Here is an 18,037-nt window from a genome sequence, read left to right on the forward strand (position 1 = left end):
CGCCGTTTTCCAGAATCATGGTGACGGCGACGCGCGGCTTGTCGTACGGCGCGAAGGCGGTCATCAGCTTATGGTCACGCAGCCGTTCGGCAATTTTATGCGCGTTGTAAGTCTCATTCTCTTTCAGGCCAAACACCTGTGCGGTACCGGATTTCGCCGCAATCTTGTACGGTGCATCGGCAAAGCTTTTGTGCGCGGTGCCGTTGGCGCGGTTGGCTACGCCATACATTCCGTCTTTGGCGATCTCCCAGTAGCCGGAGTGAATGTCGCCAATCGGCGCATCCGGCGGCTGGCGATACGGCACCATGCTGTTGCCTTCACGGGTGGCGCGCAGCAGGTGCGGCACTTTAATCACGCCGTCGTTAATCAGGATCATCAGCGCTTTGTTCATCTGCACCGGCGTCGCCGTCCAGTAGCCCTGGCCGATACCGACCGGAATGGTATCGCCCTGATACCACGGCTTCTTGAAGCGTTTCATCTTCCATTCGCGCGTCGGCATGTTGCCGGGGCTCTCCTGCGGCAGGTCGATACCGGTACGGTGGCCGTAGCCGAATTTGGTCATCCACTCCGACAGGCGGTCGATGCCCATGTCATAGGCCACCTGATAGAAGAAGGTATCCGCCGACTCTTCCAGCGATTTGGTGACGTTGAGGCGACCGTGGCCCCACTTTTTCCAGTCGCGGTAGCGTTTTTCCGATCCCGGCAGCTGCCACCAGCCCGGATCGAACAGGCTGGTATTACGGTTGATCACGCCGGCGCTGAGCGCTGAGACCGCCACATAAGGTTTAACCGTGGAGGCTGGTGGATACGATGCCTGCAGCGCACGGTTATACAGCGGGCGGTTCTCATCGCCGAGCAGCGCCTTATAATCTTTACTCGAAATACCATCGACAAACAGATTCGGATCGTAACTGGGTGTGGAGACCAGTGCGAGAATCTCACCGGTGCGCGGATCGCTCACCACCACGGCGGCGCGGCTGCCGGTCAGCAGGGTTTCGATGTACTGCTGTAGCTTGAGATCGATGGTTAGCCAGATATCGCGTCCGGCCTGCGGTGACTGCTCATGCAGCTGACGGATCACGCGACCGCGGTTGTTGACTTCCACCTCTTCGTAACCGGTTTTGCCGTGCAGCACATCTTCGTAATAGTTTTCGATGCCGAGCTTACCGATGTCGTGGGTGGCGGCGTAGTTCGGCCATTTACCTTCTTCATCCAGGCGCTTGACGTCACGATCGTTGATTTTCGAGACGTAACCCACCACGTGCGTCAGCGTCTGGCCGTAAGGGTAGTAACGGCGCTGGTAGCCTTTCACTTCAACGCCCGGGAAACGGTACTGGTTCACTGCAAAGCGCGCGACCTGCACTTCATTCAGGCCGGTTTTGACCGGAATCGAGGTAAAGCGGCGCGAGCGCTTGCGCTCTTTTTCAAACGCATCGATATCGTCGTCGGTCAAATCCAGCACCGGCCGCAAATCTTGCAGCGTCTGCTTCAGGTCATCGACTTTTTCCGGCACCAGCTCGGCCTGGTAAATGGTGCGATTGAGCGCCAGCGGCACACCGTTGCGGTCATAGATGATGCCGCGGCTGGGGGCAACCGGCACCAGTTTGATGCGGTTTTCGTTTGAACGGGTGCTGTAGTCGTCGAAGCGCAGGATCTGCAGATGATACAGATTGACCACCAGCACGCTGGAGAGCAGCAGGATGCCGACAAAGGCCACCAGGGCGCGGCGGACAAACAGTTTCTGTTCGGCAGTGTAATCGCGAAAAGCGTTGCTCTGTAATTTCATCCGCTGCGTTTATTGTCTGGAGGTTGTCAGGCGTTTATTCACGGTGATAAGGGTGATTAGTGGTAATACTCCAGGCACGATACAGGCTTTCCGCCACCAGCACACGCACCAGCGGGTGCGGCAGCGTTAACGCGGACAGTGACCAGCTCTGCTCGGCTGCCGCTTTACACGCCGGTGCCAGGCCTTCCGGTCCACCAATCAGCAGGCTGACATCACGCCCGTCCAGCTTCCAGCGCTCTAGCTGCTGCGCCAGCTGCGGCGTTTCCCACGGCTGTCCGGGAATATCCAGCGTCACAATGCGGTTGCCTTTGCCCACCGCCGCCAGCATCGCTTCACCCTCTTTTTCCAGAATGCGTTTGATGTCGGCGTTTTTGCCGCGTTTACCGGCCGGCACTTCGGTCAGCTCAAACGGCATATCTTTGGGAAAGCGACGCAGGTACTCCATGAAACCGGTCTGAACCCAGTCGGGCATTTTGGTGCCGACGGCGACAAGCTGCAGTTTCAACGTTTAGCTCCAGAGCTTTTCCAGCTCGTACAGCTGGCGGCTCTCTTCCTGCATCACGTGCACGATCACTTCACCGAGATCGACCACAACCCAGTCAGCAGCCGCTTTGCCGTCGACGCCGAGCGGTTTCAGGCCTGCCGCGCGCGATTCCTGCATCACATGGTCAGCGATGGAGGAGACGTGACGGTTGGAGGTCCCGGTACAGATAATCATGCAATCGGTGATACTGGATTTGCCCTGCACATCAATCGCAACGATGTCCTGGCCTTTGAGATCATCAATCTTATCAATAACGAACTCTTGGAGTGCTTTGCCTTGCAAAAGGTTCCCCTTAAAAACAGGTGATTATGGGCAGGCTGAATGCCCCGGAAAACGCAGCCAAAAATGAAGCGGCGCAGTATAGCACGCGGCGATCAATCGCGATATAAGCCCGCGCGATCGATGTAGTCGATCACCGCCGCTGGCAGCAGATCGGCGCAGTCCTGGCCATGATGGCGGCGCTGGCGAATCTCAGTGGCAGAAATGTCGAACAGCGGCGTATCGGCCAGCCAGATGTGGCCTGCGGGTGCGCGATGCAACTGCTGCACCTCATGCGCGCGGTGCGCATCCAGCCACTGCTGCATCTCTGGCGTAGCCATCTGTGCGGCGTAGCTTGGACGCTGACAAACCAGCAGGTGACACAGCGACAGCAGTTCCTGCCAGCGATGCCATTTTCCTAACGTTAGCAGAGAATCCTGACCGATGATAAACCCCAGGGGCTGTTGTGCACCGCGCTCGGCGCGCAGGGTTTCCAGCGTGTCCACCGTCCATGACGGCGTGGTGCGCGTCAGCTCGCGCGTGTCGATATCAAACAGCGGACGATCGGCAATGGCGCAGCGCAGCATCGCCACGCGCTGTTGGGCGCTGGCTTCCGGCTGTGGCCGGTGCGGCGGCACGTTGTTTGGCAGCAGCGTCACTTTTTGCAGGCCAACCTGCTGCGCCAGCGCGGTGACCGGACGCAGATGGCCGTAATGAATGGGATCGAAAGTGCCGCCAAACAGCGCGTAAAGGTCAGACATCAGTTAAACCCAGCGGAAAATCACGATGGCACAGCAGCAATGACAGCGTCTCCAGCTGCGGCCACAAATTCTGACCGTAGTCCTGCTTCATGGTCAGTTCGAGTTGAGCCAGCAGATGCACCGCTTGCTGCAGCCGTTGCGCATCCAGTCGCTGCAGCGCTTCAGTGAACAGAGCACGGCGGTTCTGCCAGATACGCTGTTGATCCATCAGCGTACGCAGCGGCTGCTTCGCCTGCTGGCGTTGCAGCTGCAGTAGCGTCAGCAGATCGCGCTGCAGCGTGCGCAGCAGAATCACCACTTCGCTGTCCTCTTTTTGCAACTGACGCAAAATGTGCAGCGCGCGTTTGCTCTTGCCGGCCAGCAGCGCATCAACCCAGTGAAATGGCGTGAAATGCGCGGCATCGTTCACCGCTTCTTCCACGCGGGGCAGCGTCAGTTTGCCGTCCGGCCACAGCAGCGACAGCCGCTCCAGCGCCTGGGCCAGCGCCAGCAGATTACCTTCATAACAGTAGCAGAGCAGCTGAATTGCCGCGTCATCAATACTCAGCTGCAGGGCTTTCGCGCGGGCGGCCACCCAGCGCGGCAGCTGCGCCTGTTCCGGCGTCTGGCACGGCACCAGCACCGCACTGGCGCTGAGCGCTTTAAACCAGGCGCTGTTTTCCTGCGCTTTGGTCAGCTTCGCCATCCGCAGCACCAGCATAATGTCGCTGTGCAGCAGCGCCGCCAGTTTCACCAGCTGTTCGGCGATGGCGGCGTTGGGGCCGTTTTCCGGCAATTGCAGCGTCAGCGTCTGGCGTTGTGTGAACAGGCTCAGCGACTGACAGCGGGCGAAAATCGCCTCCCAGTCAGTCTGCGCATCAACGCTGACGGAAAAATGTTCGTCGAAGCCCTGCTGAGCGGCGGCAGCGCGGATAGCATCTGCGCTCTCCTGAATCAGCAGGGGTTCATTACCGGTGAGAAAATAACAGGCGCGCAGCCCCTCTCGAAGCTGCGCGCGCAGTTGTTCAGGATAGATCCTGATCATTGCAGACTGGTGGCTGACGAGGAGGGCACTTCCGGTGAGTCCGCGCCTGGCGCAATCACTTCAGGTTGCGGCAGCGTCTCTTTGTTGCTCTCCTGCGCGGCGTGTACCGTCAGCAGCTTACGTACCAGCTGCTCGGCGGCACGCTGACGCATCTCCTGCACAATCATATCCTGCTCGGCATCCTTCGCCAGCGCGGCGTTCGGGTTGTCGAAGAACGAACGGTATACCGTGGTGCTGATCGGATAAATGCCTTTACCCGGCAGCAACACCTGCGCGCTGACGGTCATCACCAGCGAGTACTCGGCGGTGGTGCCGCTGATGAATACCGACGCGGTGTCGCGTCCCTGGCTCTCCGCGCCGAGACGCAGCGTCGGGTATTGCGCACTGGCCGCTTTGCTGTCTTCAACGATTTTGACATCGTTGATGCGCAGCTGCTGACGCACGGTGCGCGCCAGCGGGCCATACGGATCGCCGCTCTGGACGATCAGCGTTTTCATTTCCGGAGGCACCTGCGTGGTGCCGCGCGGATGAAAACCACAGCCGGCAGTGACCAGCACTGCCAGCAGGACAAACAGCCTGATAACGAGTTGTCGCACAGTTCCTCCTGAACTTAACCTACGACCAGGTTAAGCAGTTTGCCAGGGACATAAATCACTTTACGAAGGGTGACGCCATCCAGATATTTCGCCACCAGATGCTCCTGTGCCGCACGCGCCTGCACCTGCTCCTGCGTCGCATCCGGCGCCACGGTAATTTTACCACGCACTTTACCGTTGACCTGCACCACCACCAGCAGCGAATCCTCTACCATTGCCGCTTCATCGGCAACCGGCCAGCTGGCGTCGTCGATGCTGCCTTCGCCACCCAGTGCCTGCCACAGCACGTAGCTGGCGTGCGGGGTGAATGGATAGAGCAGGCGCGTTACGGCGACCAGCGCTTCCTGCATCAGGGCGCGATCCTGTTCGCTCTCCTGCGGCGCGCGCAGCAGTTTGTTCATCAGCTCCATGATCGCCGCAATCGCGGTGTTGAAGGTCTGACGACGGCCGATGTCATCCGCCACTTTGGCGATGGTTTTGTGCAGATCGCGACGCAGCGCTTTCTGCTCATCGTTGAGCGCGTTGACATCCAGCGCCACGGTCGCGCCTTTAGCCACGTGATCGTACGCCAGCTTCCACACGCGTTTCAGGAAGCGGTTTGCGCCTTCCACGCCTGACTCCTGCCACTCCAGCGTCATTTCCGCCGGGGAGGCAAACATCATGAACAGGCGCACGGTATCTGCGCCGTAGCGCTCAACCATCAGCTGCGGGTCGATGCCGTTGTTTTTGGACTTCGACATTTTGCTCATGCCCGCGTAGATCACTTCGCGGCCCTGATTGTCGATGGCTTTGGTGATGCGGCCTTTTTCGTCGCGCTCGACGTTAACGTCAACCGGTGAAACCCAGTTGCGCTCGCCGTTGGCGCCGACGTAGTAGAAGGCGTCTGCCAGTACCATGCCCTGGCACAGCAGGCGTTTGGCCGGCTCGTCAGAGTTGACCAGGCCCGCGTCGCGCAGCAGCTTGTGGTAGAAGCGGAAGTACATCAGGTGCATGATGGCGTGTTCGATACCGCCCACATACTGATCGACCGGCAGCCAGTAGTTCGCTGCCGCCGGATCCAGCATGCCTTCGTTGTAGTTCGCACAGGTGTAACGCGCGTAGTACCACGATGATTCCATAAAGGTGTCGAAGGTGTCGGTTTCACGCAGCGCCGGCTGACCATTGACGGTGGTTTTCGCCCACTCCGGATCGGCTTTGATTGGGCTGGTGATACCGTCCATGACCACGTCTTCCGGCAGAATTACCGGCAGCTGATCTTCTGGCGTTGGCATCACGGTGCCATCTTCCAGCGTTACCATTGGAATTGGCGCACCCCAGTAACGCTGGCGTGATACACCCCAGTCGCGCAGGCGATAGTTTACTTTACGCACGCCGACGCCTTTGGCCGCCAGCGCATCGGCGATGGCGTTGAAGCCAGCGTCGTGGTCCAGACCGTCAAACTCGCCGGAGTTGAACAGCGTACCTTTTTCAGTCATCGCTGCGGCGCTGATATCCGGCGCGGTACCGTCGAGGTTGAGCACCACCGGCTTGATGTTGAGATCGTATTTGGTGGCGAATTCCCAGTCGCGCTGGTCATGACCCGGTACGGCCATCACGGCACCGGTGCCGTACTCCATCAGCACGAAGTTAGCGACCCAGACCGGAATCTCTTCGCCCGTCAGCGGATGGATAGCGTGCAGGCCGGTGGCCATGCCTTTCTTCTCCATCGTGGCCATGTCCGCTTCGGCGACTTTGGTGTTGCTGCATTCAGCAATGAAGTCAGCCAGTGCCGGGTTGTTGACGGCAGCCTGGCGCGCCAGTGGATGACCGGCTGCCACGGCGACATAGGTTGCCCCCATGAAGGTGTCCGGACGGGTGGTGTAAACCGTGACTTTTTCCGCGCTGTTGGCCACGTCAAAGGTGATTTCGACACCTTCAGAACGGCCAATCCAGTTGCGCTGCATGGTCTTGACCTGCTCCGGCCAGTCTTCCAGCTTATCGAGGTCGTTGAGCAGCTCTTCGGCGTAATCGGTGATTTTCACGAACCACTGCGGGATCTCTTTGCGTTCGACTTTGGTGTCGCAGCGCCAGCAGCAGCCATCGATCACCTGTTCGTTCGCCAGTACGGTCTGGTCGTTCGGGCACCAGTTGACTGCGGAGGTTTTTTTGTAGACCAGACCTTTTTCGTACAGTTTGGTGAAGAACCACTGTTCCCAGCGGTAATACTCAGGCTGACAGGTCGCCAGTTCGCGACTCCAGTCATAGCCGAAGCCCAGCAGTTTCAGCTGGTTTTTCATGTATTCGATGTTGTCGTAGGTCCAGGGCGCCGGCGCGGTGTTGTTTTTCACCGCCGCCCCTTCGGCGGGCAGGCCAAAGGCATCCCAGCCAATCGGCTGCAGGACGTTTTTGCCCAGCATGCGCTGGTAGCGCGCAATCACATCGCCAATGGTGTAGTTACGCACGTGGCCCATGTGCAGGCGGCCAGAAGGATAGGGCAGCATAGACAGGCAGTAGTATTTCTCTTTGCCTTCCTGCTCGGTCACTTTGAAGGTTTCGTTTTCGTCCCAGTGCTGCTGGACGCGGGATTCTATCTCTTCCGGGCGGTATTGCTCTTGCATGGCTGCCTGTGGTCCTTGTGAAATCGTTTTTTAAACACTTTTGATCCGCATAGCATACCCATAAGGCCGCCCCTCAACAACAATTGACGCCCTCCGGCGGCGTGATTTGTGCGGAATGCGCCAGCGCTTTCACCCTTTTGCGATTTCCTCTGCGCTAAGCGCAGCAAATATGGCAAAGCGGCTAAACTTAACTCAGCATCCGCAGCGGAAAGGAGAACAAAATGAATAATGTGGCGCAGGAGTATCGTGCAACGGTAGCAGCATTAACCCAGCGGCTGGAGCGTGGCGAGCGTGATGTCGACGCACTGGTCGCCGAGGCGCGCAGCGCGCTGCTGCAGAAACAGACGCTGACCACCGCCGAAGTCGACGAGGTCATGCGCGCGGTGCGACGCGATTTGCACGAGTTCGCGCTCAGCTATCAGGAATCCAGCGAAGCGCTCGGCGATTCAGTGTTTCTGCGGGTGATTCGTGAAAGCCTGTGGAAAGAGCTGGCCGATATCACCGATAAGAGCCAGCTGGAGTGGCGCGAAGTGTTTCAGGATCTGCGGCATCACGGCGTGTATCAGAGCGGCGAAGTGGTGGGGCTGGGCAATCTGGTGTGTGAAAAGTGCGGTTTTACCCGGGCGATTTACACCCCGGAGAGCCTGACGCGCTGCCCGGAGTGCGGCCACGATCAGTTCCAGCGTCAGCCGTTTGAGCCCTGAATTATCACCGTGCTCTGAAGCAAAAAAAGTATTGCTGCTTAAGGCGTGCGGACTGTCAGAAGGGAACCTGAACACGCCCGGATCGGCAAAACCCGCATCCCTGCGTGCCTCGACACGCGGCATCCCTGCCGCGTGACGTCCGGCTTAGTTCAGGATCCCTTCTGCCGTAAAAAACAGGTGCGGCGGTATGCGCGCATTTAGTCACCGCGATGATGAAGCTTAATGGTGCGCATTACAGCAGCACTATATCGATTTTGGTGAAGTGCAGTAGGAGCAAGATAAGCCCTGACGCTGGCGGTCCGTGGACCGCCAGAATTGTGAGTATTAGTGCAGGATTTTCGCCAGGAAGTCTTTGGCACGGTCGGACTGCGGATTGCTGAAGAAGTCATCCTTGTTGGTGTCTTCAACGATCTTTCCTTCGTCCATAAAGATGACGCGATTCGCCACTTTGCGTGCAAAGCCCATCTCGTGCGTCACCACCATCATCGTCATGCCTTCGTTGGCTAACTCCACCATGACGTCCAGCACTTCGTTGATCATCTCCGGATCCAGTGCGGAAGTCGGTTCATCGAACAGCATAGCGATAGGATCCATGCACAGCGCACGGGCGATGGCGACGCGCTGCTGCTGACCGCCAGACAGCTGACCAGGGAATTTCTCCGCATGCGCCGCCAGACCCACGCGCTTCAGCAGGGCAAGGCCCTTATCGCGCGCGGCAGTTTTGTCGCGCTTCAGCACTTTCACCTGCGCCAGCACCAGGTTATCAATGATGCTGAGATGCGGGAACAGTTCGAAGTGCTGAAACACCATGCCCACTTTGCTGCGCAGTTGGGCGAGATTGGTTTTTTTGTTGTTCACCTCGGTACCGTTCACCTGAATGCTGCCCTGCTGCACAGGCTCCAGCCCGTTCACCGTTTTAATCAGCGTCGATTTACCGGAGCCGGACGGTCCGCAGACCACCACTACCTCACCTTTCTTCACTTCGGTGGAGCAGTCGGTCAGCACCTGAAAGTGCCCATACCACTTAGAAACATTTTTCAGGCTAATCATTTAAACCGTCCTTTTTCTTTTCAGATAACTGACCAACAGCGAAGCGCTCAGGCTGATCACGAAGTAGACCAGACCGGCAAACAGAACCATTTCTACCTGGGTACCGTCACGTTCACCGATAGTGGACGCGGTGCGGAAGAAGTCCGCCAGGCTCAACACATACACCAGCGAGGTGTCCTGGAACAGCACGATGCCCTGCGTCAGCAGCAGCGGCACCATGGCGCGGAACGCCTGCGGCAGGATGATCAGCTTCATCGACTGCCACTGCGTCATACCCAGCGCCAGCGCCGCGTTGGACTGGCCGCGCGAGATGCTCTGGATACCGGCGCGGATAATCTCCGAATAGTAAGCGGCTTCAAACAGCGCAAACGCCACCATGGCGGAGATCAGGCGAATATCGGTTTTTGGCGACAGCCCAAGCACCTGCTGCAGGAAGCTGGGGACCACCAGATAGAACCATAGCAGCACCATCACCAGCGGTACCGAGCGGAACAGGTTCACGTACAGTTTGGCGAACCAGCGGATCGGGGCGAACGCGGACAAACGCATCACCGCCAGAATGGTGCCCCAGATAATGCCAAACACTACCGCCACCGCCGTGATTTTCAGCGTAATGATCATGCCGTTCAGCAGATAGGGCAGGCTGGGCGGAATCGAACTCCAGTCAAAATCGTACATTATTTGCCTCCCAGGTTGCCGGGCAGGCGGATTTTGCGTTCTACCAGACTCATAATCAGCATGATCACCAGGTTAATACCGACGTAGGCCAGGGTGATAGCGGTGAAAGATTCATAGGCATGCGCCGAGTAATCCAGCAGCTTGCCCGCCTGCGCCGCCAGGTCGACCAGACCGATGGTAGAGGCGATGGCGGAGTTCTTCACCAGGTTAAGCATTTCCGAGGTCATCGGCGGCACAATCACGCGGTAAGCGTTAGGCAGCAGCACGTAGCGGTAGGTCTGTGGCAGCGTCAGGCCCATCGCCAGACCGGCGCTTTTCTGGCCGCGCGGCAGCGACTGAATCGCGGCGCGCACCTGCTCACACACGCGTGCGGCGGTGAACAGACCGAGACAGATGGTTGAAGAGAGGAAAAACTGGATGTTCGGGTCCAGTTCAGCCTTAAACCACATGCCGAGCTTCTCCCCGACCAGTTCTGGCGCCACCAGATACCAGAAGAAGAACTGCACGATCAGCGGGATATTACGAAAAAGCTCCACGTAGCAGGTGCCAATGGTGGACAACCAGCGATTAGGCACGGTACGCAGAATGCCAAAGAAGGAACCTACCAGGAAGGCGATAATCCAGGCGCAGCAGGAGACCGCGACGGTCACCTGAAATCCGGACCACAGCCAGCCGAGGTAAGTCGTATTGCCGAACGGAGCCTGCTGTAAAAAGATGCCCCAGTTCCAATCGATACCCATAACGAGCTCCGGTAAAAAAAGGGTAGCGAGGCTACCCATAAGATTGTTGAGCGGTGTCTTGTGTCCTGCTTCAGGGGAACGGCCTGTTACAGTCTGTCTGTCCGCACCGCGTGTTCAGCAATCGAGAGGGCAGCAGTGCCGCCCTTGTTTTCATTGTTAATTCAGAGTGCTTTGTCGTTCGGTGCTTTAAACAGCGCCTGCATGTCAGAAGACAGCTCGAAGTTCAGGTTCAGGTTCTTCGGCGGAATTGGCTGTTTGAACCAGGTATCGAACCATTTGGTGGCTTCACCCGACGTCTGCGCTTTGGCGATGGTGTCATCCATCAGCTGTTTAAATGGCGCATCGTCTTTACGCAGCATGCAGCCGTAGGCTTCTTTGGACTGCGGTGTGCCAGTGATTTCCCAGTTATCCGGTTTCTTCGCCTTAGCACGTTCACCGGCCAGCAGCGCGTCATCCATCATGAAAGCCACTGCGCGACCGGTTTCCAGCGTGCGGAACGAGTCACCGTGATCTTTCGCGCTGATGATGCGCATATCCATTTTCTTCTCGTCATTCAGCTTGCGCAGCAGAATCTCAGAGGTGGTGCCTGAGGTGACGACCACGGTTTTGCCTTTCAGATCGGCGAAGTCTTTGATGTCGCCGCCTTTCTTCACCAGCAGACGTGTACCGATGATGAAGATGGTGTCGGAGAATGCCGCCTGCTGCTGACGCTCTACGTTGTTGGTGGTCGAGCCACACTCGAAATCGTAGGTGCCGTTTTGCAGCAGTGGAATACGGTTTTGCGAGGTGATCGGCAGCATTTTGACCTGCAGATCCGGCTTATTCAGTTTCGCTTTGATGGCGGCAACAATGGCGTTGGAGTAGTCCTGCGAATAGCCCACCACTTTCTGCTGGTTGTCGTAGTAAGAAAAGGGAACGGATGACTCACGGTGCCCCACGACAATCACGCCACTATCATTGATTTTTTTCAGGGTGCCGGTGAGATCTTCCGCCTGGGCCGCGCCCGCTGCTGTGCCCAACAGCAGAAGCGATAATGCCACTTTGCGAATCTGCATGTTCCTACTCCTTCGTGTGAATGTTGCGCAGAACATAAACTGCGCAGATTGTGATGTTGTGTGTATTTCCTGCTGCTTTTTTAATTATCCCTTAGCGCAACTGCGCGCAGGATAGTGATTAACATAGCGAATTGTTAACGTAATGAAACAAAAAAGTTCGTTTTTTGCGAGCCGCTCCGCACCAATAAGAGGCAAAAAACAGCCTCTGCGCCAATTAAGTGCGCTTCGGTGCCAGATAATAGTGCGCAAACGTGGCATTACGCTGACAAATCACCGATGTTGCTAAAACCACTGAAATAATTAGCAATGATCGTGCCAGTACGCGGAGAGCGGGCAAAAAGGCAGCAGAAAGTGGCGGTGACTAAGGATAAAGGGAGCGGAAAACTGCGCAGAAAAAAGGCGAAGCCAGCGCTTCGCCTGGTGAGAGGGCGGGATATCAGGCGCGGCGGCGTAAAATCGCCAGCACGATGCCCGCCAGCGTCAGCAGCCATACCGGCCAGATACCGACGCGTGCATACGGCGTTTCTCCGCTGGCAGGCGTGACTGTTGCGCTCAGCACTTCGCGGGTGAACTGCGGGATGATGTTCTCCACGTCTCCCTGCGCATTCACCACTGCGGTAACACCGTTGTTGGTTGAGCGCAGCAGCGGGCGACCCAGCTCCAGCGCGCGCATGCGTGCCATCTGGAAATGCTGCCACGGACCAATCGAATGACCGAACCAGGCATCGTTCGATACCGTCAGCAGGAAGTTGGTGTCCGGACGGAAGTTAGCGCGCACCTGTTCGCCCAGCACGATCTCATAGCAAATGGCGCTGGTGAGGTTGTAACCCGCCACTTTCAGCTGCGGCTGCAGGTAGGCGCCACGGCTGAACGAGGACATCGGCAGGTCGAAGAACGGAGCCAGCGGACGCAGCAGACCTTCCAGCGGCACAAACTCGCCAAACGGCACCAGATGGTTTTTCTGGTAGCGGTTGCGGCTCTGATAGCTGTAAGGCTGCGCGCCACCCAGCACAATTACCGAGTTGTAATCGTGATAGCGGTTGTCGCTCTCAACGCGCGAATCAACAATGCCGGTGATCAGCGTGCTGCCACGCGCGCGCAGTTCGTCATCCAGCGCATGCAGAAACGGCTGCTGATTACTCTCCAGATCGGTAATTGCCGACTCCGGCCAGATGATGATTGGCGCTTTGCCGATAAACGGCTGGCTATAAGCGGTGTAGACGCGCAGCGTGGTCAGCAGCTGCTGCGGATCCCACTTCATTGACTGCGGAATATTGCCCTGCACCATCGCCACATTGACGCTGCGCTGCGGCAGCGGCTGATACCACTGCAGCATCCGCAGTGGCCACGGCAGCAGCAGCAGCGCGACGGCGATAATCAGGTTTTTCACGCTGCGGTGATAGCAGGCTGAGGCCAGCATGCCGGCAATCACCATCAGCAGGAAGGTGATGGTTTCCACGCCAGCCAGCGGCGCCAGGCCTTTCAGCGGCCCATCGATCTGGCTGTAGCCAAACTGCAGCCACGGAAAGCCGGTCAGCACCCAGCCGCGCAGAAACTCGGTGATCTGCCACAGCGCCGGTGCCGCCAGCGCCATGCGCCACAGCGTGGCCCGTGGCCAGAAGCGGTTCAGCAGCAGGGCAAACAGCAGCGGGTAAAGCGCCAGATAGGCGGCGAGCAGCACCACGAGGAATACATTGACCGGGCCGGGCATGCCGCCAAACGTCGCAATGCTGACGTACACCCAGTTGATGCCGCTGCCGAACAGGCCAAAGCCCCAGGCAAAACCGATTCCTGCCGCCTGCGCGCTGCGGCGATCCAGCAACAGCAGCTGCAAACCGGCCAGAGAGAGCAGGGCGGCGGGCCAGAAATCATACGGGGAAAAGGAAAGGGTGCCCGCGGTACCCAGAATTAACGCCAGCAGCAGGCGAACCCGCTGCTGCGAGTAGAGAGAGGCTAATGCCATAAAATTATTCGTCTTCCAGTTGCGGTTGCGGAGAGTCTTCCGGAATTTTCACATGCACCTGGATGATACGGCGGCTGTCAGCCATCGCAACTTTGAATTGGTAACCCTCAATGTCGATGCTTTCACCGCGCGCCGGCAGATGGCCGAATCCCTGCATCACCAGACCGCCAATGGTATCGACTTCGTCATCGCTGAAATCGCTACCAAATACCTCATTGAAATCCTCAATCGGCGTCAGCGCACGCACCGTATAGGTGTGGCGATTGAGCTGGCGGATATCGCGATCTTCTTCGTCGTCATATTCGTCTTCAATTTCGCCGACGATCAGCTCCAGGATATCTTCGATGGTCACCAGTCCGGAGACACCACCGAACTCATCAATGACGATCGCCATATGATAGCGCTGCGAGCGGAACTCTTTGAGCATGCGATCGACGCGCTTGCTCTCAGGCACCACCACGACCGGGCGCAGCACTTTTTCCATGCTGAATGGCTCGGCGCTGCTGCTCATAAACGGCAGCAGATCTTTCGCCATCAGAATGCCTTCAACATGGTCTTTATCTTCGCTGATTACCGGGAAGCGCGAGTGGGCAGATTCAATAATCACTGCCAGGCACTCTTCAAGGCTCTGGTTGCGCTTCAGGGTAATCATCTGCGAGCGCGGGATCATAATGTCGCGCACGCGCTGTTCGGCAATATCCAGCACCCCTTCCAGCATGTCGCGGGTGTCCTGGTCGATCAGCTCTTTTTGCTCAGAATCGCGGATCAGCCCCAGCAGTTCGTCACGGTTTTTGGGTTCGCCGTGGAAAAGCTGATTGATTAACAGGGAGAAAAAACCCTTTTTACTACTGGGTGCGTCGTTGTTTTGAGAATGGTCGTCGCTCATGGCGTTTTTATTTAGTTCTCTCGAATGAGGGAAAGGAACTGCCGGCATCCTCGCCAGCAGCGCAATGTCCTGAACCGGCGGTTCAGGCGTCTTCTTTTTCCGAAATGTACGGATCGGGATAGCCAAGAGCAAGCATTATCTCGGTCTCGAGCGCTTCCATCTCTTCAGCTTCCTCGTCTTCAATATGGTCATAACCCAGCAGATGCAGCGTGCCGTGAACCACCATGTGTGCCCAGTGCGCTTCAGGGCTTTTGCCCTGCTCGGCCGCTTCCTGCTCAACAACCTGACGACAAATAATCAGGTCGCCCAGCAGCGGCAGCTCAATGCCCGGCGGAGCTTCAAACGGGAACGACAGCACGTTAGTCGGCTTATCTTTGCCGCGATAAGTCAGATTAAGCTCATGACTCTCCGCTTCATCGACCAGCCGTATCGTGACTTCGCTCTCAGGCTGAAACGGCGTGACCGCCGCCTCCAGCCAGCGCTGAAACGCCGCTTCTGCGGGCAGGCCGTTTTCATCGGCACACGCCAACTGCAAATCTAAAATCACCGTGCTCATGAAGGCTCCTGCGGCGTCGGCTGGCTGGCAGGTTGTGCCGCCTGTGCTTCACGCTTACGCTCTTCCGCCAGTTTATCACGGCGTTTCTGGTCCGCTTCTTCCCAGGCTTCATAAGCATTAACAATGCGTGCGACCACCGGATGACGCACCACGTCTTCGCTGTGGAAAAAGTTGAAGCTGATCTCTTCCACATTGGCCAGCACTTCGATGGCGTGGCGCAGACCGGATTTGGTGCTGCGCGGCAGGTCAATCTGCGTCACGTCACCGGTAATCACCGCTTTGGAGTTGAAGCCGATACGCGTCAGGAACATCTTCATCTGTTCGATGGTGGTGTTCTGGCTCTCATCGAGAATCACGAATGCGTCGTTCAGCGTACGGCCGCGCATGTAGGCCAGCGGCGCGACTTCAATCACGTTGCGCTCCATCAGCTTCTCGACGCGCTCGAAGCCCAGCATTTCAAACAGGGCGTCATACAGCGGACGCAGGTAAGGATCGACTTTCTGACTGAGATCGCCGGGCAGGAAGCCGAGCTTTTCGCCGGCTTCGACCGCCGGACGCGTCAGCAGAATACGGCGAATCTCCTGCCGCTCCAGCGCATCCACCGCGGCGGCGACCGCCAGATAGGTTTTCCCGGTCCCGGCCGGCCCAATGCCGAAGGTGATGTCGTGATCGAGAATATTGGCGATGTACTGCGCCTGGTTTGGCGTACGCGGTTTAATCACGCCGCGCTTGGTCTTGATGTTTACCGCTTTACCGTACTCCGGCACGCTATCGGCCGTCTGTTCCAGCACGCGACTCTCTTTGATCGCCAGATGGATCTGATCCGGTTCAATGTCCGGGATCTGGCCGCGCACCGGCGCGGTATCAACGTACAGCGAACGCAGAATATTGGCGGCCGCCTCGACACTCAGCGCGCGGCCGACCAGCTTAAACAGGTTGTCGCGGCGATTAATCTCAATGCCCAGACGGCGCTCCAGCTGTTTAACGTTGTCATCAAACGGACCGCACAGGCTCATCAGTCGACGATTGTCTGCCGGTTCAAGGGCGATTTCACGAGTTTCGATATTCAAATGAATCCTTTGGGTCACTCAGGGCCAGTTGAAAGAAATAGCAGATACCGCACGCCAAGCGTCAGCATCTTTACGGAATTATTTATGGGGTCGCGCCTGGGCGCAAGCTTCAGGGGAGATATTTGGGCGGCAGCTGCGGAAAGCAAGGGCTGCGGGATGAAACAGGCGACAGCGCGTTGTGCGCTGTCGCTCAGTAATCGCGGTCTCAAGGTTGATACAGGCCCACGCCGATCTCATCCTCTTTACGCGTACGCGCAATCACCGATGCCGGACTCTCCGCGACGCGCAGGCCCATCTCCTCTTCGGTGCGAACCACGACGCCACGCAGCGAATTGGTATAAACATCGACGATTTCGACATCAACAAATTTACCGATCATGCGCACGTCGCCTTCAAAGTTGACCACGCGGTTGTTTTCGGTACGGCCGGTCAGCTCCATCACATTCTTACGTGAGGTACCTTCCACCAGAATACGCTGAACGGTACCAAGCATGCGGCGGCTCCATGCCATCGCCTGCTGATTGATGCGATCCTGCAAAATGTACAAACGCTGCTTCTTCTCCTCTTCCGGCACGTCGTCCGGCAGATCGGCCGCTGGCGTACCCGGACGCGCCGAATAGATAAAGCTGAAGCTGGTGTCGAAATTAACTTCGCCGATCAGCTTCATGGTCTGCTCGAAATCCTGCTGGGTTTCGCCCGGGAAGCCAATGATGAAATCTGAACTGATCTGGATATCCGGGCGCGCGGCCACCAGCTTGCGGATAATCGCTTTGTACTCCAGCGCAGTGTGCGCTCGCTTCATCAGCGTCAGAATACGATCGGCACCGCTCTGCACTGGCAGGTGCAGGAAGCTCACCAGCTCCGGCGTATCACGATAAACGTCGATGATGTCGTCGGTGAACTCAATAGGATGGCTGGTGGTGAAACGAATCCGGTCAATTCCGTCTATCGCGGCCACCAGACGCAGCAGCTCGGCAAAGGTACAAATCTGGTCGTCAAAGGTCGCGCCACGATAGGCGTTAACATTCTGCCCCAGCAGATTCACTTCACGCACGCCCTGCGCCGCCAGCTGGGCAACTTCCAGCAGAATGTCATCGCAAGGACGGCTCACTTCCTCGCCGCGCGTATAAGGCACCACGCAGAAAGTGCAATATTTATTGCAGCCTTCCATGATCGAGACAAAAGCCGTCGGCCCTTCAGCGCGTGGCTCCGGCAGGCGATCAAACTTTTCGATTTCCGGGAACGAGACGTCAACAATCGGGCTTTTGCTGCCGCGCACCTGATTAATCATCTCCGGCAGACGATGCAGCGTCTGCGGGCCAAAAACGATGTCCACGCACTGCGCGCGCTGGCGAATTTTATCGCCCTCCTGCGAAGCCACACAGCCGCCCACGCCAATAATCAGCTCAGGATTCTTCGCCTTAAGCTTTTTCCAGCGTCCCAGCAAGTGAAACACTTTTTCCTGCGCCTTCTCACGGATGGAGCAGGTATTCAGCAGCAGAACGTCTGCGTCTTCGGCTTCCTCCGTCAGGGTATAGCCGTGCGTGCTGTTCAGTAGGTCAGCCATCTTCGATGAATCATATTCGTTCATCTGACAGCCCCAGGTTTTGATATGCAGTTTTTTGGTCATTGAACTAGCCATTGATTCTGAGCAGAGAAGTGCAGGGCGCGTATTGTAATGCTTTGGCGCGGGTGTGACCAGCATGCCCGTCATACTTCGCACGCCAGGTGCGTTGGCTGCGCGCGGCTCCCCCGGTCACTTACTGATG

General features: G+C 57.6%; 17 protein-coding genes. 1 reads left to right on the top strand and 16 read right to left on the bottom strand.

The window, feature by feature from the left end; all coding sequences use genetic code 11:
• The 7 genes from mrdA to leuS all read right to left on the bottom strand — a co-directional run.
• A partial coding sequence (mrdA, locus tag ERD80_RS02925) for a peptidoglycan DD-transpeptidase MrdA (RefSeq protein ID WP_136545695.1) occupies positions 1-1,786 on the bottom strand: 1,786 nt, incomplete at its 3' end.
• A gap of 34 nt (positions 1,787-1,820) precedes the next feature.
• Positions 1,821-2,291 carry a 23S rRNA (pseudouridine(1915)-N(3))-methyltransferase RlmH gene (gene rlmH, locus ERD80_RS02930; RefSeq protein WP_058757899.1) on the bottom strand — a complete coding sequence of 157 codons (471 nt, stop codon included), beginning with the start codon at positions 2,289-2,291 and terminating at the stop codon, positions 1,821-1,823.
• A gap of 3 nt (positions 2,292-2,294) precedes the next feature.
• Complete coding sequence (gene rsfS / locus ERD80_RS02935; RefSeq protein WP_021508582.1) at positions 2,295-2,612, bottom strand: ribosome silencing factor; 318 nt, start codon at positions 2,610-2,612, stop codon at positions 2,295-2,297.
• Positions 2,613-2,704: 92 nt separating this feature from the next.
• Complete coding sequence (nadD, locus tag ERD80_RS02940) at positions 2,705-3,349, bottom strand: nicotinate-nucleotide adenylyltransferase (RefSeq protein ID WP_136545696.1); 645 nt, start codon at positions 3,347-3,349, stop codon at positions 2,705-2,707.
• On the bottom strand, positions 3,342-4,373 hold the full coding sequence (gene holA, locus ERD80_RS02945) for a DNA polymerase III subunit delta (protein ID WP_136545697.1): 1,032 nt from the start codon (positions 4,371-4,373) through the stop codon (positions 3,342-3,344). Before holA ends, nadD begins: the two co-directional genes overlap by 8 nt.
• Complete coding sequence (lptE, locus tag ERD80_RS02950) at positions 4,370-4,969, bottom strand: LPS assembly lipoprotein LptE (RefSeq protein ID WP_021508579.1); 600 nt, start codon at positions 4,967-4,969, stop codon at positions 4,370-4,372. The genes holA and lptE overlap by 4 nt, the downstream gene beginning before the upstream one ends.
• 14 nt (positions 4,970-4,983) lie before the next feature.
• Positions 4,984-7,566 carry a leucine--tRNA ligase gene (leuS, locus tag ERD80_RS02955; protein WP_058769436.1) on the bottom strand — a complete coding sequence of 861 codons (2,583 nt, stop codon included), beginning with the start codon at positions 7,564-7,566 and terminating at the stop codon, positions 4,984-4,986.
• 221 nt (positions 7,567-7,787) lie between these two features.
• Here leuS and ERD80_RS02960 point away from each other — a divergent pair, with 221 nt between their 5' ends.
• Positions 7,788-8,270: a zinc ribbon-containing protein gene (locus ERD80_RS02960; protein ID WP_021508577.1), complete on the top strand. Its 483-nt coding sequence runs from the start codon at positions 7,788-7,790 to the stop codon at positions 8,268-8,270.
• A gap of 324 nt (positions 8,271-8,594) precedes the next feature.
• Here the strand turns inward: ERD80_RS02960 and ERD80_RS02965 are convergent, their stop codons facing one another.
• The 9 genes from ERD80_RS02965 to miaB all read right to left on the bottom strand — a co-directional run bounded on the left by ERD80_RS02965 (position 8,595) and on the right by miaB (position 17,898).
• A complete protein-coding gene (locus ERD80_RS02965; RefSeq protein WP_058757895.1) occupies positions 8,595-9,320 on the bottom strand; it encodes an amino acid ABC transporter ATP-binding protein in 726 nt (241 codons plus the stop codon).
• Positions 9,321-9,998 (bottom strand): glutamate/aspartate ABC transporter permease GltK, encoded by a 678-nt coding sequence (gene gltK / locus ERD80_RS02970; protein ID WP_021508575.1) that lies wholly within the window; start codon positions 9,996-9,998, stop codon positions 9,321-9,323.
• Positions 9,998-10,738 (bottom strand): amino acid ABC transporter permease, encoded by a 741-nt coding sequence (locus tag ERD80_RS02975; RefSeq protein ID WP_136545698.1) that lies wholly within the window; start codon positions 10,736-10,738, stop codon positions 9,998-10,000. Before ERD80_RS02975 ends, gltK begins: the two co-directional genes overlap by 1 nt.
• 161 nt (positions 10,739-10,899) lie before the next feature.
• Positions 10,900-11,793 (bottom strand): amino acid ABC transporter substrate-binding protein, encoded by an 894-nt coding sequence (locus tag ERD80_RS02980; RefSeq protein WP_104092691.1) that lies wholly within the window; start codon positions 11,791-11,793, stop codon positions 10,900-10,902.
• 436 nt (positions 11,794-12,229) lie between these two features.
• On the bottom strand, positions 12,230-13,756 hold the full coding sequence (gene lnt, locus ERD80_RS02985) for an apolipoprotein N-acyltransferase (RefSeq protein WP_104189045.1): 1,527 nt from the start codon (positions 13,754-13,756) through the stop codon (positions 12,230-12,232).
• 4 nt (positions 13,757-13,760) lie between these two features.
• On the bottom strand, positions 13,761-14,642 hold the full coding sequence (gene corC, locus ERD80_RS02990) for a CNNM family magnesium/cobalt transport protein CorC (RefSeq protein WP_021508571.1): 882 nt from the start codon (positions 14,640-14,642) through the stop codon (positions 13,761-13,763).
• Positions 14,643-14,724: 82 nt separating this feature from the next.
• Positions 14,725-15,198 (bottom strand): rRNA maturation RNase YbeY, encoded by a 474-nt coding sequence (gene ybeY, locus ERD80_RS02995; RefSeq protein WP_010616134.1) that lies wholly within the window; start codon positions 15,196-15,198, stop codon positions 14,725-14,727.
• Entirely contained in the window at positions 15,195-16,268 is a 1,074-nt protein-coding gene (locus tag ERD80_RS03000; RefSeq protein WP_058769440.1) for a PhoH family protein, read from the bottom strand. The genes ybeY and ERD80_RS03000 overlap by 4 nt, the downstream gene beginning before the upstream one ends.
• 205 nt (positions 16,269-16,473) lie before the next feature.
• Positions 16,474-17,898 carry a tRNA (N6-isopentenyl adenosine(37)-C2)-methylthiotransferase MiaB gene (gene miaB, locus ERD80_RS03005; protein WP_021508568.1) on the bottom strand — a complete coding sequence of 475 codons (1,425 nt, stop codon included), beginning with the start codon at positions 17,896-17,898 and terminating at the stop codon, positions 16,474-16,476.
• Between the last annotated feature and the right edge of the window lie 139 nt (positions 17,899-18,037).

It is taken from the genome of Pantoea sp. R102, assembly GCF_004916815.1.
GTDB classification, from domain to species: domain Bacteria; phylum Pseudomonadota; class Gammaproteobacteria; order Enterobacterales; family Enterobacteriaceae; genus Pantoea; species Pantoea dispersa.